The following is a 20,238-nucleotide window of genomic DNA, read 5'->3' as shown; positions in this document are numbered from 1 at the left end:
GCCGCCCCACCTCATCGTGCGAAATAAAGATCATGCAGGTGATCCAGCGCCACCTCGCTGGCCTTCTGCGACAGGATCACCTTGCCACCCTGCATCAGGTAGACGTGATCGGCCACGCCCACGGCGCGTTCGGTGTTCTGCTCCACCAGGATGATGGTGCGGCCCTCCGCCTTCAACCGCGCCAGGATCTCGAAGAGTTCGTTGACCACCACCGGCGCCAGTCCCAATGAGGGTTCGTCGATGATGAGCAGCTTGGGTTCGGACATCAGCCCGCGCGCCATCGCCAGCATCTGCGCCTCGCCACCCGAGAGTGACCCGGCCAGCTGGCGGCGACGTTCGCGCAGCTTTGGGAACATGGTGTAGGCGCGCTCCAGGTTGTCCTTCACACGCGCACGGTGCTGCGGAGCGAAGGCACCGACGATGAGGTTTTCCTCGATGCTCATGGCGCGGAAGATCATGCGCCCTTCCGGGATCATCGCCATCGAGACCTTGGACATCTCCCAGGTCGGCATGCCATTGAGCACTTTGCCCTCCAGCGTGACCTCGCCCTGCCCGATCGGGATCAGGCCCATGATGGCGCGCAGCAGCGTGGTTTTACCGGCACCGTTGGGCCCGATGATGGTGGTCAGCTGGCCCTGCCCCACCGTCAGCGAGACATCCCACAGCACATTGATGGCACCGTAGCCGGCGCGCAGGTTGGTGACTTCAAGCATTCACGCTCCCGTATAACTCTTGATGACCGCCGGATCATTGAACACCTGCGCCGGCGCGCCCTCGGCGATGAGCTGGCCGAAGTTGAGCACGGCCACGCGCGGACACAGGTTGCTGATGGTCTCGATGTCGTGTTCGATGATGACGATGCCCACCGCAAAGGCCTCATGCAGCCCCTTGAGCATCTGCATGAAGCGGCGCTTGCCATTGGTCTCCAGCCCGGCCAGCACTTCGTCGAGCAGCAGCAGCTTGGGCTGCGTAGCGAGAGCCTTGGCCACTTCCAGCGCCTTCAGTTCGGTCAGCGCCAGTTCGGTGGCGGCATCGCGTTCGGCCTTTTCGGCCAGGCCCGTGAAGGCCAGCACTTCGTCGATCTTCGATGCATCCACCTTGCCGGTGGCAAAGCGCTGCGCCACGATCAGGTTCTGCCGCACCGTCAGTTCATGCATGGGCTGCGGAATCTGGAAGGTGCGGCCGATGCCCAGCCGCGCACGGCGGTGCAGCGGCGCGTGCAGGATGTCGGCGCCATTGAAGCGGATACTGCCGCTGGTCGGACGCACCAGTCCGGAGATGGCATTGAAGAGCGTGGTCTTGCCCGCGCCATTGGCACCGACCAGACCGACCACGTCGCCGGTGCCGACCTGCAGCGTGACTTCATCAACCGCCGTCAGGCCGCCGAAGCGCACCGAGACTTTTTCAAGTTGCAGCATGCTTGCCTCCTGCTGATTTGCCCTTGCCCAGCTTGCGCAGCAGTGGCAGCAAACCGTCCGGACTGAAGACGATCATCGCCACCAGCAAGGCCCCCAGCACCAGCTGATGGCCGGAAGGAATGATGTTCTTGAACACCAGCTGGTCCAGCAGGTAGACCACCACCGCCCCGACCACCGGTCCGGTGATGCTGCGATAGCCCCCGAAGATGGCCGCCACGATGGGGATCGTGACCCACAGGGCGCTGAAGGCATAGTCCGGTTCCAGAAAGCTGATGTAGTGCGCATTGAAGGCGCCCACCACGCCGCACATGAAAGCCGACAGCAGCAGCATCATGCCCTTGAGCACGGTGCTGTTGACGCCCACCACGCGGGTCGCATCCTCGCTCTCATGCATGGCGCGCAGGGCCAGTCCATAGTGGCTCTCACGCACCCGCGCATACACCAGCGCAAACACCGCCACGATCAGCAGGATCACGAAATACGCGCCGATCTTGCTCGACAGGTCCACCCCCATCACCGTCGGCAGGCGCGCAATGTTGGAGAGCCCGCCCGAGCCGCCGGTCATCGAAGTCCACTCGGTGGCCAGGATGCGGAAGATGTGCGCATACGCCAGGATCGCCAGCGCGAAATACGGACCGCGCAGTCGTAATACCGGCAACATCGCCAGCGCCGCGATCAGCGCACCGACGCCGCCCAGCAACAATCCAAGCAATACCGGCACGCCGAATTTCATGCTCAATACCGCCGAGGTATAAGCCCCGACGCCAAAGAAAGCCGCGTGACCGAAACTGATCATGCCGCCCAGGTTGCCCAGCAGCGCCCACGACAGCGCGATGCCGCCGATGACCATCGAGGCCACCAGCAGGCTCATCACGTAATGGTCCTGCGCCAGCAGCAGCGGTGCGCCGATCAGCAGCAGGGGCAGCAGCAATGCGGGCAGCTTGTTCTTGTTCATCGTCATGATCTCATCCCCTTCTGGCGCGCACGCCGAACAAGCCGTTGGGCATGATGAACAGCACCAGCAGGAACAAGCCCATGCCGGCCAGTTCCTGCAGGGCCGAGCTGGCCAGGGTCACGGTCAGTGCCTCGGCCACGCCCAGCAGGATTGCGCCGATCAGCACGCCCGGAATCGAGCCCACACCGGCCAGCACAGTAATAATGAAAGCCTTGACCGTGAGCACTCCGCCATAAGCTGGGCTGATAACACCGTAACTGAACAAGGCCACCCCGGCGAAGGACGCCAGGATGCCCGCCACGATGAAGGACACCAGTTCGGTATAGCCGGGATTGATGCCCATGAGCTTGGCCGCATCGCGGTTGCTGGAGACGGCGCGCACCGCGCGGCCATACCAGCTGCGCGAGAGCCACCACCAGAGCGCGGCCATCATCAACAGGCTCACGCCGAAGAACAGCACTTCGCTGCGCATGCTGTAGAAGGGGCCGAGCACGAAGGCTTCCTGCAGCCATTCGGAACTGGTGGAACGGATGTCGGCCTTCCAGATCAGCAGCATGCCGTTGGTGAGGATGACGCCAATGCCATAGGTGAGGATCAGCGAATTGATCTCGCGGTCCTTCTTGATGCGGCTGACCACGAAATACACGATGGCCGAGGTCAGGCACACCACCACCAGCGCGATGGGGATGGCCAGTACCGGGTTCAGGCCCAGGCCCGATTCCACCGAGTAGGCGATATAGGCCGCCAGCAAGACCAGCTCGCCCTGCGCCAGGTTGATGACCCGCATGGCACCGAACACCAGCGCCAGGCCCAGGGCAATGAGAGCGTAGGAGCCCCCCTGCAGCAGCCCGGAGTACAGGGCTTGCAGTATCAGTTCATTCATGTCTGCATTCCGTTGGAGTGGGCAACGGCGCGCACGCCCGTGCAGCGTGCGCGCCGCCCGGGCATTACCAGGGCACGGCCGGATAGTTCATCTTGTTGGTGGCGGCCGCCTTGGGCCAGACGATGGCGACCTTGTCGCCCTGGTGCTGGCCCATGTGGTGGGTGAAGTTCAGGTTGTCGCCATTGGCACCGAACTGCACGCGGCCGATCAGGGTTTCACGGTCGGTCTTGCGCATTTCTTCGGCCACGCCATCCTTCTTCAGCGTGCCCTTGTCGGCGGCGCGGGCGATGGCTTCGAACAACAGCATCGATTGCACGTAGCCGAACTGGCCCAGGTAGTCCGGATCCTTCTTGTAGAGGCGGCGATAGGTTTCTTCAAAGAGCTTGCCATCGGCCGTGGTGAATTGCGCCGGATACGGCAGCAGCGCCGTGCCATACACATTGGGCACCAGGTCCGGGAAGTCCTGCGCCATCTTCGGGGTGGCCAGCGACCACACGCCGACCATGGCCTTGACCGCCGGCTTCAACACGCGCGCTGCGCGCAGGATGCCGACGTAGTCATTTTCATAGCCGATCATGGCGATGACTTCCGGCTTGTCCTGCAGCTTGATCTTGTTGACGATGGGCTTGAAGTCGCTGATGGCCGGATCGAAGGCGTGCGAGGTCACCTTCAGTCCCTTGGCACCCCAGGCTTTTTCCAGGTCCTTGGCCAGCGCTGCCGTGGCTTCCTTGGTGGAATAGACGATGGAGACCGAGCGTGCATTCATGTCGTCGAGCAGGCCCACCATGGCCTTCTGGTAGCCGGCCACGTTGTTGATACGGAAGAAGTTCTTGCGGCCGCTGTTGACGAGGTTGTCGTCCACGCCGCCGGAGGTCATGTAGACCAGCCCGGCCTTGCCCGCCGCATCGGCAGCCGGTGCGATGTTGTTGGAGCCGTAGCCGCCGGTGATGGCCAGCACGCCTTCGCCGGCCAGCTTCTCGACGGCGGCAATGGCCTTGGCCGGCGCCGATTCGTCATCGATGGTGACCAGCTTGATCTTGTGCTTGCCGTTGGTCTTGTTGAAGACATCGGCCGCCACGTTGATGCCCTCCTGCATGCCCGAGCCCACGCGGGCCAGGCTGCCGGTCAGCGGGATTTCCACGCCGACCTTGAGTTCGTCGGCGGCCGCGCTGCCCGCGCCAGCGGCCAGTGCCGAGGCGATACAGGCCAGCAGGGCCAGTCGCTTGATGCCTTGATGCTTGTTCGTCATTGTCTCCACCTTTTTCATCTGAGTGAATCTGAGTGATGTTGATGTCTGTCCTGCGCGGGGACGTCCCGCTTCAGCGATGGATGCCAGGCGCACGACGCCGCCTGCGAACGTGCGCATCCCGGCCGGACGGCACCGGACACCCATGGCTGAAACGGGTCTGCATGACCCCGATGGCGCTGACTTCTGGTTTTTGTTGTGATGGAACTGCGGTACTGCCTTTGCGAACCGCTCATGCCTGCGGCATGGCGGCGCGTCTGTCTCCGTGCTCGTTGTTGCTCGTTGTGACCTGTTCGTTGCTGCCTGCCGCTCAATGGCGGCCCATGCTCGCTTCCACCGTGCGCACCACGTTCACCAGGCGCGGGCCGAGGTCTTCCATCAGCATCTCGCGCGTGAGCATGAAGGCCGGGCCGCCGCAGTTGAAGGCCATGATCTTTTCTTCGTTGGCATCGATCATGGGCACGCCCACGGCGCCGATGGTCTTTTCCCATTCGCCAACCGAAATGCAGAAACCATGATCCTGGTAATCCTTGAAGGCCTGCTCGATGCCGGCCTTGACCTTGGGCCATTGCTCTTCATTGCGCAGGCGGATGTGGTCCATCAGGAAATCGCGTTCGTTCTGGGGCAAGGCGCACAGCAGCGCGCGGCCCATGGAGGTGGTGGCCAGCGGAATGCGCGAGCCGACGTCGCGGCGCAAGGTCACGGCGGACTGGCCGCGCGTGGCTTCGATGTAGACCATGCTCAGGCGATCGCGGATGCCCAGCGCCACATTGCATTGCGAATAGTCGGCCAGCTCCTGCATGGCCGGTCGCGCCAGCTTGCGCACGTCCATGCCGGAGAGGAGTGAGTAACCGAGGGCGAGCACGCCGGAGCCGAGCTGATAGCGGCCCTGGTCTTCGGAATATTCGAGATAGCCCAGCCGGGTCAGGGTGTGCGTCAGACGCGAGATGGTCGGCTTGGGCAGGCCGGTGCGCTTGGCCAGTTCGGTGTTGGTGAGGTAGATCTCCCCGGGGCGGAAGCACCGCAGGATCTCCAGTCCACGCGCCAGGGCATTGACGAACTGCCGGTCGTGGCTCTCATCCTCACCCTTGAACGACACAATCTCATCCATCCGTCACATCTCCGCGTGGCAGGGCCGTGCCGCATGGTCACGTCGCCCCTCATTGGCTGTGGAATGTACACACCTGAAATCGCAGTGTCAATTATTTGCGAACGTGTGTTCCGCTCTGCAAAACAAGCGGTCCGGATGTGGCGTTTCAACAGCGCCAACAGCGGCCCCCGGCTCAACCTGCCTTTTTCGCCATCGGCCGCAAACGCCCGCTCCGCCTGACCCTTGCTGACAATTGTGCAGATCGGGCCGCTGCGGTATGCACGGTTTACACATCCGGCGCAAATGCGGTATCGTTGCCGACAAAAGCCATTTGCGAACTTGCGTTTCGCTATGCGAACCAACTAAAACAGGAGACTGCTGCATGTCCAAGCAATCCACGGCGGCGGGCGAAACGCCCCCGGTCCATCTGGCGCGTGAAGGTGCCATCCTGGTGGTGACCATCGACAACCCGCCGGTCAATGCGCTGGGGGTGGCGGTGCGCCGGGGCCTGATGTCCGCCATCGAGGAGGGCGAGGCCGATGCAGGCGTGGCCGCCATCCTGGTGACCGGCGCGGGCCGCAACTTCATCGGCGGGGCCGACATCCGCGAATTCGGCAAGCCGCCGCAATCGCCCCTGCTGACCGAACTGTGCAATCGCATCGAAGCCTGCAACAAGCCGGTGCTGGCCGCCATCCACGGTGCGGCCCTGGGCGGCGGGCTGGAAGTGGCGCTGGCAGCGCATTACCGCGTGGCCCTCGGTAACGCCCGCCTGGGTCTGCCCGAAGTACAACTGGGCCTGCTGCCCGGTGCCGGCGGCACCCAGCGCACGCCGCGCCTGATCGGTGCACAGGCCGCGCTGGAGATGATGTTGAGCGGGCGCCATCTCAGCGCCAAGGAAGCCCTCTCGCTCGGTCTGGTAGACCAGATGGCCGAGGGCGACAGCGCCGACCAGGCGCGCGCGGCCGGCCTGCGCGAACTGCAGGCCCTGCTGGAGACGCACGCCCCGGTACGCCGCAGCCGTGATGGCAAAGGGCTGGCCGATACCGCCGCCACGCAAGCGGCCATTGCGGCCGCACGCGACGAGGCTGGCAAGAAATCGCGCGGCCTGTTCTCCCCGCACAAAATCATCGATGCGGTGGAAGCCGCCACCACCCTGCCCTTCGACGAAGGACTCGCCCTGGAGCGCCAGTTCTTCCTGCAGTGCCTGGACAGCCCGCAACGCGCCGGCCTGATCCACGCCTTCTTCGCCGAACGCGAAGTGCAGAAAGCCCCCGAGACCCGCAACGCCCAGCCGCGCCGCATCGAACAGATCGGCGTGGTCGGCGGCGGCACCATGGGTGCGGGCATTGCCGTGGCGGTGCTCGATGCCGGTTTGCCGGTGACCATGATCGAACGCGACGACGAAGCCCTCGCACGTGGACGCGGCCATGTGGAAAAAACTTATGACGCCCAGGTGGCCAAGGGCCGTCTCACGCAAGAAGCCCGCGACGCCGTACTGGCGCGCTTGCAGGGCAGCACCCGTTATGAAGACCTAGCCGCTGCCGATGTGGTGATCGAAGCCGTGTTCGAAGATCTGACTGTGAAGCAAGCCGTCTTCGCCGAACTGGACCGCGTCTGCAAACCCGGTGCCGTGCTGGCGACCAACACCTCCTACCTCGACATCGATGCGATCGCCGCCAGCATCTCCCGTCCGGCGGACGTGATCGGCCTGCATTTCTTCTCGCCGGCCAATGTGATGAAGCTGCTGGAAATCGTGGTGCCGCGCCAGGTCGCCGGCGACGTGGTGGCCACGGCTTTCGAACTGGCCAAGCGCCTGCGCAAGGTGCCGGTGCGCGCCGGGGTCTGCGATGGCTTCATCGGCAATCGCATCCTGGCCGTCTATCGCCAGGCGGCCGATGCCCTGATGGAAGATGGCGCGTCGCCCTATGAAATCGACGCTGCCGTGCGCGACTTCGGTTTTGCCATGGGGCCGTACCAGGTGGTGGACCTGGCCGGTGGCGACATCGGCTGGGCCACCCGCAAGCGCCGCGCCGCCACGCGCGATCCGCGTGCGCGCTACGTCCATATTGCCGACCGCCTGTGCGAGCGCGGCTGGTTCGGGCAAAAGAGCGGACGCGGTTTCTATCGCTATCCCGAGGGTCCGCGCAGCGGCGCGCCGGACCCGGAAGTGCTGGCGCTCATCGACGAAGAACGTGCGCGTGCCGGCATCACCCCGCGCAGCTTCAGCAAGGAAGACATCCAACGCCGCTACCTGGCCGCCATGATCAATGAGGGTGCCAATGTGGTCCATCAGCGCATTGCGCTGCGTCCGCTGGATGTGGATGTCACCTTCCTCTACGGCTACGGTTTCCCGCGCCATCGCGGCGGCCCGATGAAATACGCCGACATGGTCGGCCTGCCCAATGTGCTGGCCGACATCCGCGCCTTTGCTGCAGAAGACCCGCTGTTCTGGACACCCTCGCCGCTGCTGGTGGAGCTGGTCGAACGCGGTGCCAATTTTGAATCGCTGAACCAGGCCGGCTGATCGTTCAACCGAACTCACCGGAGACCGCGCGCCTTGCCGGTCTCCCCCTTGCACCATCCTTCCAGGAGAATTCCATGATGCGGGAAGCCGTCATCGTATCCACTGCGCGTACTCCCTTGACCAAGGCCCATCGCGGCGAATTCAACGTCACGTCCGGCCCGACATTGGCGGCCTTCGCAGTACGCGCGGCCGTGGAGCGTGCGCGCATCGATCCGGGCCAGATCGAGGACGCCATCCTCGGCTGCGGCTATCCGGAAGGTACTACCGGGCGCAACATCGCGCGCCAGGCCATCGTGCGCGCGGGCCTACCCATCAGCATCGCCGGTACCACCGTCAATCGTTTCTGCGCCTCGGGCCTGCAAGCCATTGCGATGGCCGCCGGCCGCATCGTCGTCGACGGCGCCGATGCCATGATCGCAGGCGGTGTGGAAAGCATCTCGCAGATCCGCAGCCGCAGCGCCACCGACAGCGGCGACAGCGGCATGGACCCGTGGATCGTCGAGCACAAGCCCGAGCTCTACCTGCCCATGATCGAGACCGCCGACATCGTGGCCGCGCGCTACGGCATTTCGCGCGAAGACCAGGACCGCTTCTCCGAAGCCAGCCAGCGCAAGACCGCAGAGGCACAGGAAGCGGGACGCTACCGCGACGAGATCGTGGCCTGCACCACCACCATGCAGGTTACCGACAAGGCCAGCGGCCAGACCAGCCTGCGCGAGGTGACGGTGGAGGCCGACAACTGCAACCGTCCCGGCACCACCTATGAGGCACTGGCCAAGCTGGCCCCGGTGATGGGCGCGGACAAGTTCATCACGGCCGGCAATTCCTCGCAGCTCTCCGACGGCGCTTCGGCCTGCGTGATGATGGAAGCACGCGCCGCAGAACGCGCGGGATTGCCTGTGCTGGGCGCGTTCCGCGGTCTTGCCGTGGCCGGTTGCGAGCCCGATGAAATGGGCATCGGCCCGGTCTTTGCGGTACCGCGCCTGCTGCAGCGGCACGGCCTGCGCATGGAAGACATCGGCCTGTGGGAACTCAACGAAGCCTTCGCTTCGCAGGCCCTGTACTGCCAGCGCCGCCTGGGCATCCCGGAAGAACTGCTCAACGTCAACGGCGGTGCCATTTCCATCGGCCATCCCTTCGGCATGACTGGGGCCCGTCTGGCCGGCCACGTACTGATCGAGGGCAAGCGGCGCGGTGCCCGCTACGCCGTGGTGACCATGTGCATTGCCGGAGGTATGGGCGCGGCCGGCCTGTTTGAAATCTATTGAAGCGCAGCATCGCTTCGCTGCATCCCCAAGGAGACTGGAATGGATCTGAATTTCACCCCGGCCGAAGAAGCCTTCCGCGACAGCGTGCGCGCCTTCCTCGCCGAGAAGCTGCCCAAGGCCTTGTCGGACAAGGTGGCCAGCGGCAAGCACCTGAGCCGCAACGAGATGGAACAATGGCATGCCATCCTCAACGAACGAGGCTGGCTGGCCAATCACTGGCCCCGCGAATATGGCGGCACCGGCTGGACCGTGATCGAGAAATTCATCTTCGAACATGAATGCTGCCTGGCGCATGCACCGCGCGTCGTGCCCTTCGGCGTCAACATGCTGGGCCCGGTGCTGATCAAGTACGGCAACGAAGCGCAGAAGCAGTATTGGCTGCCGCGCATCCTCAATGGCGAGGACTGGTGGTGCCAGGGCTATTCGGAACCGGGCGCGGGTTCCGACCTAGCGGCCGTGAAGACGCATGCGGTACGCGACGGCGACCATTACATCGTCAACGGCCAGAAGACCTGGACCACGCTGGGCCACTACGCCAACATGATTTTCTGCCTGGTGCGCACCAACCGCGAGGCCAAGAAGCAGGAAGGCATCAGCTTCCTGCTCATCGACATGAACGCCCCGGGTGTGGAAGTGCGCCCCATCATCACGCTGGACGGCGAGCACGAAGTCAACGAGGTCTTCTTCACCGATGTGCGCGTGCCGGTACAAAACCTGGTCGGCGAGGAAGATCGCGGCTGGAGCTGCGCCAAGTACCTGCTGACCTATGAGCGCACCAACATCGCCGGCATCGGCTTCTCGGTGGCCGCACTGCAACGCTTGAAGAAAATCGCCGCCACGCAACGCAGCCGTGGCCGCCCGCTGGCCGACGATCCGCTCTTCGCGGCCCGCATGGCCCGCGTGGAAATCGATCTGGAGAACATGAAGACCACCAACCTGCGCGTCATCTCGGCGGTGGCCGGCGGTGGTGCGCCCGGTGCAGAAAGCTCCATGCTCAAGATACGCGGCACCGAGATCCGCCAGGAAATCACCGCCCTCACCCGCCGCGCCATGGGGCCCTATGCACGCCCGTATCAATGGAATTCGCTGGAAGAAGGCCACGACGGCGGCACGCTGGGTCCGGAAGCCGCTGCTGGTGCGGCCGCGCATTACTTCAACAATCGCAAGCTGTCGATCTTCGGCGGCTCCAATGAAATCCAGAAGAACATCATCTCCAAGATGATCCTTGGCCTGTGAGGAAACGCCCATGAATTTCGAGCACACCGAAGAACGGCGCATGCTGGCCGACAGCCTGCGCCGTCTCATTACCGAACAGTATGGTTTTGAAGCCCGCAAGCACCTGCTGCAATCCGCACCCGGCATGAGCCGCGACATGTGGACACGGCTGGCAGAGATGGGCGTGATCGGCGCGCTCTTCCGCGAGGAAGATGGCGGCTACGGCGGTGGCGGTTTCGACATCGCCGTGGTGTTTGAAGAAATCGGCCGCGGGCTGCTGCTGGAGCCCCTGCTGGGCAGCGCCATCCTGGTCGGCGAGGCCATCGCCGCCGCTGGCACGTCCGCACAGAAAGCCCTGCTGGAACAGATCATCGCCGGCCAGACGCTGGCCGCCTTGGCCCATGAGGAAGCTGACAGCCACTACGCGCCCACCCATGTGGCCACGCGCGCCACGCAAGCGGCGGATGGAGGCTGGCGCCTGCAGGGCCACAAGGCGGTCGTGGTGCACGCGGAAGCGGCCGATGTCTTCCTGGTCTCGGCGCGCACCAGTGGCGCGACCGATGATAGCGACGGCATCTCGCTGTTCCTGATCCCGGCCGACACGGCGGGCCTGCAATTGCACGGCAGCGACACCATCGACGGTGGCCGCGTGGCCGACCTGCTGCTGCAGGATGCATCTATGCCCGCCGACGCTCTGCTGGGCAGCCCAGGCGATGGCACTGCGCTGCTCGAACGCATCCTCGGACGCGGCGTGCTGGCCCTGTGCGCCGAAGCGCTGGGCGCGATGGAAGTGGCCAAGGAAGCCACGCTCGATTACCTGCGCACCCGCAAGCAGTTCGGCCTGCCCATCGGCAGCTTTCAGGCCCTGCAGCACCGCATGGCCGATCTGCTGCTGGAAGTGGAACAGGCGCGCTCGGCGGTCATCAATGCCGCTGCGGCCCTGGACGCGGACCGCCTCACGCGCGAGCGCGCACTGTCGGCGGCCAAGTTCAGCATCGGCCGCATCGGCACGCTGCTGGCCGAAGAATCGATCCAGCTGCATGGCGGCATCGGCATGACCTGGGAACTGCCGCTGTCGCATTACGCCAAGCGCCTGGTGATGATCGATCACCAGCTCGGCGACGAAGACCACCACCTGCAACGCTACATCGCGCTGGGCCGCGAACTACCGGCATGAGCGAAGTCCTCTGCGAGCAGCGCGGCGCGGTGCGCGTGCTCATCAACCATGATCCGGCCACGCGCAATGCGCTCAACGCCGACCTGTACGCGGCACTGACGGCCGCGCTCGACGAGGCCCAGGCCGATCCGCAAGTGGGGACCATCGTGCTGGCCGGGGGCGGCAACTTCTTCTGCTCCGGCGGCGACCTGCGCCTGCTGGCCCAGCGCCGCAACATGGCGCCCGCGCAACGACGTGAAAAGCTGGAAGGCCTGCACGATCTGATTCGGCATATCGGCCGCTGCAGCAAGCCGGTGATTGCGGCCGTCGAAGGTGGCGCGGCCGGGGCCGGGCTGTCGCTGGCATTGGCCTGCGATCTGCTGGTGACCACGCGCCAGGCACAGTTCTCGGTGGCCTACGCCAAGGTCGGGCTCACGCCCGATGGCGGCGTGACGGCTTTCCTTGCGCAATTCCTGTCGCGCCAGATGCTGACCCAGCTGTGCCTGTCGGGCGAGCGTTTCAATGGCGAACGCCTGCATGGCATGGGCGCGGTCAACCAGCTGGCCGAAGAGGGACAGGCACTGCAAGCCGCCGTGCAACTGGCCGCCACCCTGGCCGACGGACCGGCACAGGCGATGGCTCGCATCAAGCATCTGTGCCAGCATGCCTACAGTGCCACGCTGGAAGAACAACTGGAACTGGAAGCGCAGCAGATGGTGCGCTCGCAGGGCGAAGATGAGGCAGCCGAGGGCATCCACGCCTTCCTCGAAAAACGGCCCGCCGATTTCCGGCGGCTGCGGCAGCCACCAAACGAATAGCATTACCGGGATGCGCAAGCACGAAATACAGAAGAACAAAACGTCATCCGCATCCCGTCCATGAGGAGACAACATGACTGAACAAACTGCATCTCTGCCGCTGGCCGGCGTCCGCGTACTGGACCTCTCGCGCGTTCTGGCCGGACCGTGGTGTGCGATGGTGCTGGGCGACCTGGGTGCCGAAGTGATCAAGGTCGAGCACCCCGAACGCGGCGACGACACGCGCGACTGGGGTACCCGCATCGGCTCCACCGAGACCGCGTATTTCAACAGCGTCAACCGCAACAAACGCTCCATCAGCGTCGACCTGCAGACCGCGGAAGGCCAGGACATCGTGCGCCAGCTGGCCTGCAAGAGCGATGTGGTGATCCAGAATTTCAAGTTCGGCGGCGTACAGAAATTTGGCCTCGATTACGAAACCCTGCGCCGCGACAATCCCGGCCTGGTGTATTGCTCCATCACCGGCTACGACAGCAGCGGTCCCGAAGCCATGCGGCCCGGCTATGACCTGGTGATCCAGGGCGAATCCGGGCTGATGTCGCTCAATGGCGAGGCCAGCCAGCCGCCGTTGAAGCTGGGCGTGGCGGCGGTGGACTTGTTCACCGGCATGTATTCCGCTCAGGGCGTGCTGGCCGCGCTGTACCAGCGCCAGCAAACCGGACAGGGACGCCACGTGGAAATGGCGCTGTTCGATTGCGGCGTCATGATCACCTCGTATTACGGGCTGGAAGCGCTGATCCTGGGCGACGATCCGCCGCGCTATGGCAATGCGCATCCCTCCATCATTCCCTATGGCGTCTTCGATGCGGCCGATGGCAGGCTGGTCATTACCGTAGGCACCAACAGCCAGTACCAGCGTTTCTGCCACAGCGTCATCGACCGTCCCGACCTGGCCGAGGATGCGCGCTTCAAGACCAACGTCAGCCGTGGCCAGCATCGCGACGTGCTGGTCCCGGAAATCAACCGCGAACTCAAGGCCCGCAAGCGTGCCGACCTGCTGGCCAAGCTGCACCAGGCCGGCATTCCCTGCGGTGAAGTACTGGGCCTGCATGAGGCCCTGACCAGTCCGCGCGCCACCTCGGCCGGCCTGGTCAGCACGCATCCGCATGCGGAAGCGGGCAGCGTGCAGGTATTGGCACCGCCCTATCGTTTCGATGGCGAACGCCTGCCAGTGCGCAAGGCGCCGCCCTCCCTGGGTGAAGGCACGGGAGAAGTCTTGCAGTCACTGCTGGGGATGGAAGAAGCGCAGATCGCCGCGTTGCGCGAACGGGGCGTGCTGTAGAGAGAAGAGCGAAAGAGCAAATCATTGGCCTGCAAGCCACCGTACAGGCGGCTTGCAGGCCAATGTCGCTTCAGTTGGAGAAAGCCGCCAGTCCGGTGATGGCGCGGCCGAGGATCAGCGCATGCACATCATGCGTGCCCTCATAGGTGTTGACCACTTCCAGGTTCACCAGGTGACGCGCCACGCCGAACTCGTCGGAGATGCCGTTGCCGCCCATCATGTCGCGCGCCATGCGGGCGATGTCCAGCGCCTTGCCGCAACTGTTGCGCTTCATGATCGAGGTCTGCTCAATGCCGGAATATCCTTCATCCTTCAGGCGGCCCAGGCGCAGGCAGCCTTGCAGGCCCAGCGAGATTTCCGTGAGCATGTCGGCCAGTTTCTTCTGCACCAGCTGGTTGGCCGCCAGCGGTCGGCCGAACTGCTGGCGCTCCATGGTGTAGCGGCGCGCACGCTCGTAGCAGTCTTCGGCTGCACCCAGTGCGCCCCAGGCGATGCCGTAACGCGCGCTGTTCAGGCAAGTGAAGGGTCCCTTCAATCCGCGCACATCGGGGAAGGCGTTCTCCTCCGGACAGAAGACGTTGTCCATCACGATCTCCCCGGTGATGGAAGAACGCAGGCCGACCTTGCCGTGGATGGCCGGGGCCGACAAGCCCTTGCTCCCCTTGTCGAGGATGAAGCCGCGAATCTCGCCTGCGTCATCCTTGGCCCACACCACGAAGACATCGGCCACCGGGCTGTTGGTGATCCACATCTTGCTGCCGGACAGGCTGTAGCCCCCGTCCACCTTGCGGGCACGGGTGATCATGCTGCCGGGATCGGAACCGTGGTTCGGTTCGGTCAGGCCGAAACAGCCTATCCATTCGCCGCTGGCCAGCTTGGGCAGGTATTTCTGTTTCTGCGCTTCGGTGCCGAAGGCGTTGATGGGGGTCATCACCAGCGAGGATTGCACGCTCATCATGGAGCGATAGCCGGAATCGACGCGCTCGACTTCACGCGCGATCAAGCCATAACAAACGTAATTCAACCCGGCGCCACCGTATTGCTCGTCGATGGTCGCACCCAGCAGGCCCAGCTCGCCCATCTCGCGGAAGATGCTCACATCCATCTTCTCGTGGCGGAAGGCTTCCAGCACGCGCGGGGCCAGGCGGTCCTGGCAGTAAGCTTGAGCGGCGTCGCGCACCTGGCGCTCATCGTCGCTCAGTTGCTGCTCCAGCATCAGGGGGTCGGCGTAATCGAATGCATGTCGTTGCTGCGTTTTGCTCATGGAAGCCTCTTTTGTGCATCAGGAATCGCTGCAGCAACACGGTCTTCGCGGACCGTCCTCGCGCAGCGGCGGTGGACAAAAATATACGGACTGCCCCGCCCCGGCGCAAACGAATTGTTTGCATCACCGTGTGCGTTTTTCGCACTCCGGTTCCGCCTGTCGAGACAGCCGACCCGGACCCGGCTCAACCCAATCCGCTGGGCAGGCGATAGGCCTTGGCCTGCTCTTCCAGCCAGTCCTGGAACAGGCGCAGCAGGGGCCGCTCCGAGGTGCGTTCGGGATAGATCAGGTAGTAGGAATGGGTGCTCAGGTAATCGTGATCGACTGCCACCACCAGCAGGCCGCGCCGCAATTCATCCTCGATCAGGAAGCGCGGGATCAGCGCCACGCCCATGCCCACGATGGCGGCCTGGGTCAGCATGGAGAACAGTTCGAGCTGCGTGCCCACCAGGTCGTTCTGCACCTGCATGCCGAAGGAAGCGAACCACTGCCGCCACACATAGGGCCGCGTGCTCTGCTGCAGCAGCGGATAGGCCAGCAGTTCGGTGGGCGTGAGCTTGCGGCCGGGACCGATGAGCTCGGGACTGGCCACGGCCACCATGCTCTCGCGCATCAGGAACACGCCCTCGGTGCCGGGCCAGCTGGCTTGCCCGGCGTAGAGCGTGGCATCGAGATTGGTCTCTTCGAAAAGGAAGGGCCGGGTGCGCGGCCGCAGGTTGACGGTCACGCCCGGATGCGCCTCCAGGAAGGAACGCAGGCGCGGCAGCAGCCAGCGGGTGGCGAAGGTCGGCATCACGCCCAGCTCCAGGGTATCGCCATGGCCATCGCGCGACATCAGGTGCAGGGCATCGCGCTCGATTTCATCGAGGCGCTGGCCGACCTGGTGGCTGTAGCTCACGCCTGCGTCGGTCAGGCGCACGCCGCGCTTGGTGCGGCGAAACAGCTTCAGGCCCAGGAATTCTTCCAGCGCGGCCACCTGGCGGCAGACGGCGCTTTGCGTCACCGCCATTTCCTGGGCGGCCTTGGTAAAGCTCTGGTGCCGCGCGGCCGACTCGAAGACGGCCATGGCCTGGGTGGAAGGGATCTTTCGGCGCATCGTGCGAAAAAGGCGGAGAAGTGAATTTTATGCACATCTTACTGCAGCTGCGGCGTCTTCCATCATGCCTCTTTGAATAATCTTGTACGACATCCTGACAACCATCGATATCAAACAATCGATATCAATTAACGCATTGCCAGCATGATTAATTTCATTGGATGGAAATCTTGCCGGTCGTTAAGATCAAGCCCGATCCAGCCATGCGACCATCGAACAGCAAGCGCCGGCGGCCAAGGGAGGCCGCTGGCTACAAGAGAGACAGGATGGGCAGGAAGCCGACGCTTCGTGACGGCATGACAGCATGACATCACCAGCACTTCATTGCTCCCGCAACCATGCCCCCGGCCGGTTGCCGCTCTTGACGCCCGCACGCCAAACGGGTGGCCTCGCAGACACGTTCGACTGCATCGTTCGGATCCGACACTGAAAACGATATAAATCGAATGCGAGGAAGACATGATCTGGTTCTACAACCTCAACATCGCCAAAAAACTGGCCCTGTCCTTTGCGGTGGTGATTGCGCTGACCCTGTTGCAGGGCCTGTTCGCCATGAAGGAACTCAAGCAGGTCAACAGTGCTTCCGGCGAGATCGTCAACAAGTGGATGCCGACCATGGATGCCGCGCGCGAGTTGCAGGGTTCGCTGCCGCCGCTGCGCCTCAATGAACTGGAACTGGTCACGGCGGTGACGCCCCAGGAGCGCACCGCCGCCAACCAGTCCATCAAGAAACGGCTGGATGCGCTGGCCAAGCAGCGCGCGGTGTTCGAGCAGCGCATGTCCGAACCCGAGGAGAAGGAACAGTACGCCCAGTTCGGCAAGAACCTGGCTGCCTACCTGAAGGTGGATGAACAACTGGCCGAGATGGCGGCCAACCAGCAGTACGAAGAGACACGCGCCCTCTTCAATGGCGAATCCGCCAAGCTCTACACTGCGATGGTCGGCAACCTCAGCGCCATCGTGAAGGTCAATGCCAGCGGCAGCGCGCGCGCTGACGAAGAGGCTTCGGGCGTATTCCGTGCGGCGCAGCGCTGGATCGTGGGCTTGCTGGCAGCGACGGTGGCCATCGGTTCGCTGCTGGCCTTCGTGGTGGCGGCCAATGTCTCGCGTCCGTTGAAGGAAGCGGTGGAAATCGCCCAGCGCGTGGCGCGTGGCGACCTGACCCTGCGCATCCGCCCGGCCGGCCGCGATGAAACCGGACGCCTCATGGAAGCCCTGCGCGCGATGAACGACAGCCTGCGCGACATCGTCAATGAGGTGCGCCACGGCACCGAGACCATTGCGACGGCCTCCAACGAAATCGCCCGCGGCAACCTGGATCTGTCCAACCGCACCGAACAACAGGCGGGCTCGCTGGAAGAAACCGCGTCGGCCATGGAGCAACTGACTTCCACCGTCACCCAGAACGCCGACAACGCGCGCCAGGCCAACCAGCTGGCGGCCACCGCCTCCGACATCGCCAGCCAGGGCGGTGACGTGGTGGGCCAGGTGGTGCAGACCATGGAGGGGATCACGGAGAGTTCGCGCCGCATTGCCGACATCATCAGCGTGATCGATGGCATCGCTTTCCAGACCAACATCCTGGCGCTCAATGCAGCGGTGGAAGCGGCGCGTGCCGGCGAGCAGGGACGGGGCTTTGCCGTGGTGGCCTCGGAAGTGCGCTCACTGGCCCAGCGCTCGGCCGGTGCGGCCAAGGAGATCAAGGAACTGATTGACGACTCGGTGCAGAAGGTCAGCGCCGGCAGCGCTTTGGTGGAACGTGCCGGCAGCACCATGACCGAAGTGGTGGCCAGTGTACGCCGCGTCACCGACGTGGTGGCCGAGATCAGTGCGGCCACGCAGGAACAGAGCGGCGGCATCAATGAAGTCAATCTCGCCATCACGCAGATGGATGAGACCACGCAGCAGAATGCCGCGCTGGTGGAGCAGGCGGCAGCGGCAGCGGATTCGCTGAAGGGACAGGCGGGGAATCTGGCGGCGGTGGTGGGGAAGTTCAAGCTGGATTGAGCATCCTGACCGGACCTGCGCCAAGCGCTATCCTGAAGTAGCCCGTCCGCGGTCTCTTGAGGGACGGCAGGTCCCGCCACAGAGCGCTTTGAATCATTTCCGCATCTCCCTCTCTCTCGCTGACGGCGAGAGCGTATTGCCCGTACGAACCATCGCTTTCCTGCACCGACCGCACGTAAAATTCCGGGATCTCAATACGATTTTTCCAGCCTGAGTTTTTCTGTTGAAGAGCCTGACGCGGGAAGAAGATCACCATGAATCCTGCGTTGCTTCGTGCTGCCAAAGAACAATATCGACGCCTGGGCTTTGCTTGCCTGCCCAGCTTGTGGAGTAGCACAGAGATTCATCTCGCCATCTCTGCGCTGGACAATATCGTGAACATGGCCAACGCTGATCACGCGAAGTGGCGAGAACATGTGCTTTGGCAATCCGACATACCGGTTTCCCAGCTTGCTTCCGTGCCGGTAGATCGGCTGGAGGAGGCATTGAAGAAGGTCCATATCATTGGCGACGTGGTGTCGCACAGCCGCGTGCTCAAAGCGATGCTGATGGATGCGCGCTGTGCTGAAGTCGCTGCTGCGGTACTGAACAGCGCGGCCAAATTCCACTTCTCAAACGCGACGATCCGGGATGCCTATGTGGGTTGTTCTTGTCATTGGCACCGCGACTGGCCAAATCGCTATTGCACGACCAAGACCGGTCAACAGCTTCGCCTGCTGATTTGCCTCGATGGCATGGAAGAAATTCAAGGCGCTACGCGCATCATTCCGGGCAGCCATCTCTGGACGCAGAAGCAGTTGACTGAATGGCTTGGCAGACCTGCGGCGGAAAAGTCTTCCGGAGAGCCGCTCATCTGCCCTCCGGGGGGAATGATTCTTCTTGGTCCGACATTGGTCCACGGAGCGGGCCCCAATCAATCGGGCAAGCCACGCCGCAATTTGATTGCACAGTGGGGCGCAGCCACCGAGATGATCTGCATGGAGAGCTTCGAGAGCGCGACCGGGAAATCTCTGGAATATTGATTCCTCGTTTTCAGCGGTGCCAAGCTGCGATTTCAGATGGATGCCGACCTCGTTTGCAGTCAATCGCGCCCTGTCACGGCCCCATGCGCGAGAGCAGCAGCCTGAACCCGAGCGTCATCATGACGGCACCTGCGGTGCGGTCGAACCAGTGCTTGCCCTGCACATACCAGCGGCGCGGACGCGCTGACGAGAGCGCCACGGCCACCAGGCCATACCATCCCGCTTCGATCAGGAAGACCAGCAGCAGCGTCAGTCCCTTGAAGGGCAAGGACGTCTCGGCCGGCAAAAAGGCGGCAAACACGCTGGTGTAGGCGATGGCGGTTTTCGGATTGCTGATCTGGGTGACCAGGCCCAGCCACAGGGATCGGCGGGACGGGGACGGTGATGCATCGCGCAGTGCGATGTCGTCCGCCATCAAGGGCGTACGCGCCCCGCGCCAGATGCGCCAGCCCATGTAGGCCAGATAAACACCACCCCCGAACTTCAACACCAGATAGAGCGAAGGCACTGCCAGCAGCACTGCTTGCAGTCCCAGCAAGGCCGCTCCGGCAAAGAGCACGCCGCCGATGCCCATACCCAGTGCCGCCAGCAGGCCATTGGCTCGTCCACCCCCGACCGAGGTGCGCGCCACCATCACGAAGCTGGGTCCGGGGCTCATGGTGGCCACGCTCAACGTGGCGGACAGTGCGATCACTTCAGCAAGATGTTGCATGGATAGGCTCCTTTTGGCGACGAGGGCGCACCTCATTCGCTTGTTTTTTCAGGAAGAACGGCACCTCGCTGGCGCCTATGCCCAGGTCATTGAGCTCGCGCGCCCCCATCTCCCGCAATTCCCGCGCAGCGCCCCCGTGTGAAGCGTGATGGTCCCCGAGGACGCGGGCAAGGACCTGGCTGACGATGTGCCACATGGACTTCTCCCTGGATGAATGGGCAGATCATCCGCCAATCAAAGTCATTGGTAAAATTGAGATTGATGACAGCCACTATCAGGAAA

Annotated in this window: 19 protein-coding genes; 8 read left to right on the top strand and 11 right to left on the bottom strand. The window is 63.7% G+C overall.

Translation table 11 applies throughout. The features are described from left to right. Positions 1 to 11: 11 nt before the first annotated feature. The 6 genes from ACLRDN_RS05290 to ACLRDN_RS05265 all read right to left on the bottom strand — a co-directional run bounded on the left by ACLRDN_RS05290 (position 12) and on the right by ACLRDN_RS05265 (position 5,613). A complete protein-coding gene (locus ACLRDN_RS05290; RefSeq protein ID WP_311434326.1) occupies positions 12 to 713 on the bottom strand; it encodes an ABC transporter ATP-binding protein in 702 nt (233 codons plus the stop codon). Then, the gene (locus ACLRDN_RS05285; protein ID WP_413459274.1) at positions 714 to 1,418 is read right to left on the bottom strand and encodes an ABC transporter ATP-binding protein; all 705 of its coding nucleotides are present in this window, start codon (positions 1,416 to 1,418) and stop codon (positions 714 to 716) included. Continuing rightward, the gene (locus ACLRDN_RS05280) at positions 1,405 to 2,379 is read right to left on the bottom strand and encodes a branched-chain amino acid ABC transporter permease (protein WP_209532008.1); all 975 of its coding nucleotides are present in this window, start codon (positions 2,377 to 2,379) and stop codon (positions 1,405 to 1,407) included. Before ACLRDN_RS05280 ends, ACLRDN_RS05285 begins: the two co-directional genes overlap by 14 nt. Positions 2,380 to 2,383: 4 nt before the next feature. Further along, entirely contained in the window at positions 2,384 to 3,256 is an 873-nt protein-coding gene (locus tag ACLRDN_RS05275) for a branched-chain amino acid ABC transporter permease (RefSeq protein WP_034340218.1), read from the bottom strand. A 64-nt stretch (positions 3,257 to 3,320) separates the two neighbouring features. Further along, positions 3,321 to 4,505, bottom strand: a complete 1,185-nt coding sequence (locus ACLRDN_RS05270) for an ABC transporter substrate-binding protein (protein WP_034340216.1) — start codon at positions 4,503 to 4,505, stop codon at positions 3,321 to 3,323. 307 nt (positions 4,506 to 4,812) lie between these two features. Then, on the bottom strand, positions 4,813 to 5,613 hold the full coding sequence (locus ACLRDN_RS05265; protein WP_413459273.1) for an IclR family transcriptional regulator: 801 nt from the start codon (positions 5,611 to 5,613) through the stop codon (positions 4,813 to 4,815). A gap of 361 nt (positions 5,614 to 5,974) precedes the next feature. On the opposite strand from ACLRDN_RS05265, the gene ACLRDN_RS05260 reads away from it, so the two are divergent. From ACLRDN_RS05260 to ACLRDN_RS05235, 6 genes are all read left to right on the top strand, one after another. Continuing rightward, the gene (locus ACLRDN_RS05260) at positions 5,975 to 8,116 is read left to right on the top strand and encodes a 3-hydroxyacyl-CoA dehydrogenase NAD-binding domain-containing protein (RefSeq protein ID WP_413459272.1); all 2,142 of its coding nucleotides are present in this window, start codon (positions 5,975 to 5,977) and stop codon (positions 8,114 to 8,116) included. Between the two features lie 77 nt (positions 8,117 to 8,193). Further along, complete coding sequence (locus ACLRDN_RS05255) at positions 8,194 to 9,384, top strand: acetyl-CoA C-acyltransferase (RefSeq protein ID WP_413460346.1); 1,191 nt, start codon at positions 8,194 to 8,196, stop codon at positions 9,382 to 9,384. 39 nt (positions 9,385 to 9,423) lie between these two features. Continuing rightward, positions 9,424 to 10,620 carry an acyl-CoA dehydrogenase family protein gene (locus tag ACLRDN_RS05250; protein WP_413459271.1) on the top strand — a complete coding sequence of 399 codons (1,197 nt, stop codon included), beginning with the start codon at positions 9,424 to 9,426 and terminating at the stop codon, positions 10,618 to 10,620. Between the two features lie 10 nt (positions 10,621 to 10,630). Further along, positions 10,631 to 11,776 (top strand): acyl-CoA dehydrogenase family protein, encoded by a 1,146-nt coding sequence (locus tag ACLRDN_RS05245; RefSeq protein WP_413459270.1) that lies wholly within the window; start codon positions 10,631 to 10,633, stop codon positions 11,774 to 11,776. After that, the gene (locus ACLRDN_RS05240; protein WP_413459269.1) at positions 11,773 to 12,573 is read left to right on the top strand and encodes an oxepin-CoA hydrolase, alternative type; all 801 of its coding nucleotides are present in this window, start codon (positions 11,773 to 11,775) and stop codon (positions 12,571 to 12,573) included. Before ACLRDN_RS05245 ends, ACLRDN_RS05240 begins: the two co-directional genes overlap by 4 nt. Before the next feature lie 73 nt (positions 12,574 to 12,646). Beyond that, positions 12,647 to 13,855 carry a CaiB/BaiF CoA transferase family protein gene (locus ACLRDN_RS05235; RefSeq protein WP_413459268.1) on the top strand — a complete coding sequence of 403 codons (1,209 nt, stop codon included), beginning with the start codon at positions 12,647 to 12,649 and terminating at the stop codon, positions 13,853 to 13,855. 70 nt (positions 13,856 to 13,925) lie between these two features. Here ACLRDN_RS05235 and ACLRDN_RS05230 read toward each other — a convergent pair whose 3' ends face one another. Next, positions 13,926 to 15,119 (bottom strand): acyl-CoA dehydrogenase, encoded by a 1,194-nt coding sequence (locus ACLRDN_RS05230; protein WP_413459267.1) that lies wholly within the window; start codon positions 15,117 to 15,119, stop codon positions 13,926 to 13,928. A 184-nt stretch (positions 15,120 to 15,303) separates the two neighbouring features. Next, a complete protein-coding gene (locus ACLRDN_RS05225) occupies positions 15,304 to 16,215 on the bottom strand; it encodes a LysR family transcriptional regulator (RefSeq protein ID WP_413459266.1) in 912 nt (303 codons plus the stop codon). 459 nt (positions 16,216 to 16,674) lie between these two features. On the opposite strand from ACLRDN_RS05225, the gene ACLRDN_RS05220 reads away from it, so the two are divergent. Then, positions 16,675 to 18,222: a methyl-accepting chemotaxis protein gene (locus ACLRDN_RS05220; RefSeq protein WP_413459265.1), complete on the top strand. Its 1,548-nt coding sequence runs from the start codon at positions 16,675 to 16,677 to the stop codon at positions 18,220 to 18,222. Here ACLRDN_RS05220 and ACLRDN_RS05215 read toward each other — a convergent pair. Continuing rightward, entirely contained in the window at positions 18,209 to 18,478 is a 270-nt protein-coding gene (locus ACLRDN_RS05215; protein WP_413459264.1) for a hypothetical protein, read from the bottom strand. The genes ACLRDN_RS05220 and ACLRDN_RS05215 overlap by 14 nt on opposite strands. Here ACLRDN_RS05215 and ACLRDN_RS05210 point away from each other — a divergent pair. Then, the gene (locus tag ACLRDN_RS05210; RefSeq protein ID WP_413459263.1) at positions 18,477 to 19,244 is read left to right on the top strand and encodes a phytanoyl-CoA dioxygenase family protein; all 768 of its coding nucleotides are present in this window, start codon (positions 18,477 to 18,479) and stop codon (positions 19,242 to 19,244) included. The two genes, ACLRDN_RS05215 and ACLRDN_RS05210, sit on opposite strands and share 2 nt — an antisense overlap. A gap of 73 nt (positions 19,245 to 19,317) precedes the next feature. Here the strand turns inward: ACLRDN_RS05210 and ACLRDN_RS05205 are convergent, their stop codons facing one another. Continuing rightward, positions 19,318 to 19,956: a LysE family translocator gene (locus ACLRDN_RS05205; RefSeq protein WP_413459262.1), complete on the bottom strand. Its 639-nt coding sequence runs from the start codon at positions 19,954 to 19,956 to the stop codon at positions 19,318 to 19,320. Beyond that, positions 19,940 to 20,152, bottom strand: a complete 213-nt coding sequence (locus ACLRDN_RS05200) for a hypothetical protein (RefSeq protein WP_413459261.1) — start codon at positions 20,150 to 20,152, stop codon at positions 19,940 to 19,942. Before ACLRDN_RS05200 ends, ACLRDN_RS05205 begins: the two co-directional genes overlap by 17 nt. Positions 20,153 to 20,238: the final 86 nt, after the last annotated feature.

Origin of the sequence: Herbaspirillum huttiense (assembly GCF_047300815.1) — a bacterium.
GTDB classification, from domain to species: domain Bacteria; phylum Pseudomonadota; class Gammaproteobacteria; order Burkholderiales; family Burkholderiaceae_D; genus Herbaspirillum; species Herbaspirillum huttiense_A.
Note: the sequence above shows the minus strand (reverse complement) of the source record. Positions and strands in the feature narration are given on the sequence as shown.

Excerpts from the sequence above, each read along its gene's own strand:
- ACLRDN_RS05290 (WP_311434326.1), bottom strand. The coding sequence starts at position 713 with ATGCTTGAAGTCACCAACCTGCGCGCCGGCTACGGTGCCATCAATGTG.
- ACLRDN_RS05285 (WP_413459274.1), bottom strand. The coding sequence starts at position 1,418 with ATGCTGCAACTTGAAAAAGTCTCGGTGCGCTTCGGCGGCCTGACGGCG.
- ACLRDN_RS05280 (WP_209532008.1), bottom strand. The coding sequence starts at position 2,379 with ATGACGATGAACAAGAACAAGCTGCCCGCATTGCTGCTGCCCCTGCTG.
- ACLRDN_RS05275 (WP_034340218.1), bottom strand. The coding sequence starts at position 3,256 with ATGAATGAACTGATACTGCAAGCCCTGTACTCCGGGCTGCTGCAGGGG.
- ACLRDN_RS05270 (WP_034340216.1), bottom strand. The coding sequence starts at position 4,505 with ATGACGAACAAGCATCAAGGCATCAAGCGACTGGCCCTGCTGGCCTGT.
- ACLRDN_RS05265 (WP_413459273.1), bottom strand. The coding sequence starts at position 5,613 with ATGGATGAGATTGTGTCGTTCAAGGGTGAGGATGAGAGCCACGACCGG.
- ACLRDN_RS05260 (WP_413459272.1), top strand. The coding sequence starts at position 5,975 with ATGTCCAAGCAATCCACGGCGGCGGGCGAAACGCCCCCGGTCCATCTG.
- ACLRDN_RS05255 (WP_413460346.1), top strand. The coding sequence starts at position 8,194 with ATGCGGGAAGCCGTCATCGTATCCACTGCGCGTACTCCCTTGACCAAG.
- ACLRDN_RS05250 (WP_413459271.1), top strand. The coding sequence starts at position 9,424 with ATGGATCTGAATTTCACCCCGGCCGAAGAAGCCTTCCGCGACAGCGTG.
- ACLRDN_RS05245 (WP_413459270.1), top strand. The coding sequence starts at position 10,631 with ATGAATTTCGAGCACACCGAAGAACGGCGCATGCTGGCCGACAGCCTG.
- ACLRDN_RS05240 (WP_413459269.1), top strand. The coding sequence starts at position 11,773 with ATGAGCGAAGTCCTCTGCGAGCAGCGCGGCGCGGTGCGCGTGCTCATC.
- ACLRDN_RS05235 (WP_413459268.1), top strand. The coding sequence starts at position 12,647 with ATGACTGAACAAACTGCATCTCTGCCGCTGGCCGGCGTCCGCGTACTG.
- ACLRDN_RS05230 (WP_413459267.1), bottom strand. The coding sequence starts at position 15,119 with ATGAGCAAAACGCAGCAACGACATGCATTCGATTACGCCGACCCCCTG.
- ACLRDN_RS05225 (WP_413459266.1), bottom strand. The coding sequence starts at position 16,215 with ATGCGCCGAAAGATCCCTTCCACCCAGGCCATGGCCGTCTTCGAGTCG.
- ACLRDN_RS05220 (WP_413459265.1), top strand. The coding sequence starts at position 16,675 with ATGATCTGGTTCTACAACCTCAACATCGCCAAAAAACTGGCCCTGTCC.
- ACLRDN_RS05210 (WP_413459263.1), top strand. The coding sequence starts at position 18,477 with ATGAATCCTGCGTTGCTTCGTGCTGCCAAAGAACAATATCGACGCCTG.
- ACLRDN_RS05215 (WP_413459264.1), bottom strand. The coding sequence starts at position 18,478 with ATGGTGATCTTCTTCCCGCGTCAGGCTCTTCAACAGAAAAACTCAGGC.
- ACLRDN_RS05205 (WP_413459262.1), bottom strand. The coding sequence starts at position 19,956 with ATGCAACATCTTGCTGAAGTGATCGCACTGTCCGCCACGTTGAGCGTG.
- ACLRDN_RS05200 (WP_413459261.1), bottom strand. The coding sequence starts at position 20,152 with ATGTGGCACATCGTCAGCCAGGTCCTTGCCCGCGTCCTCGGGGACCAT.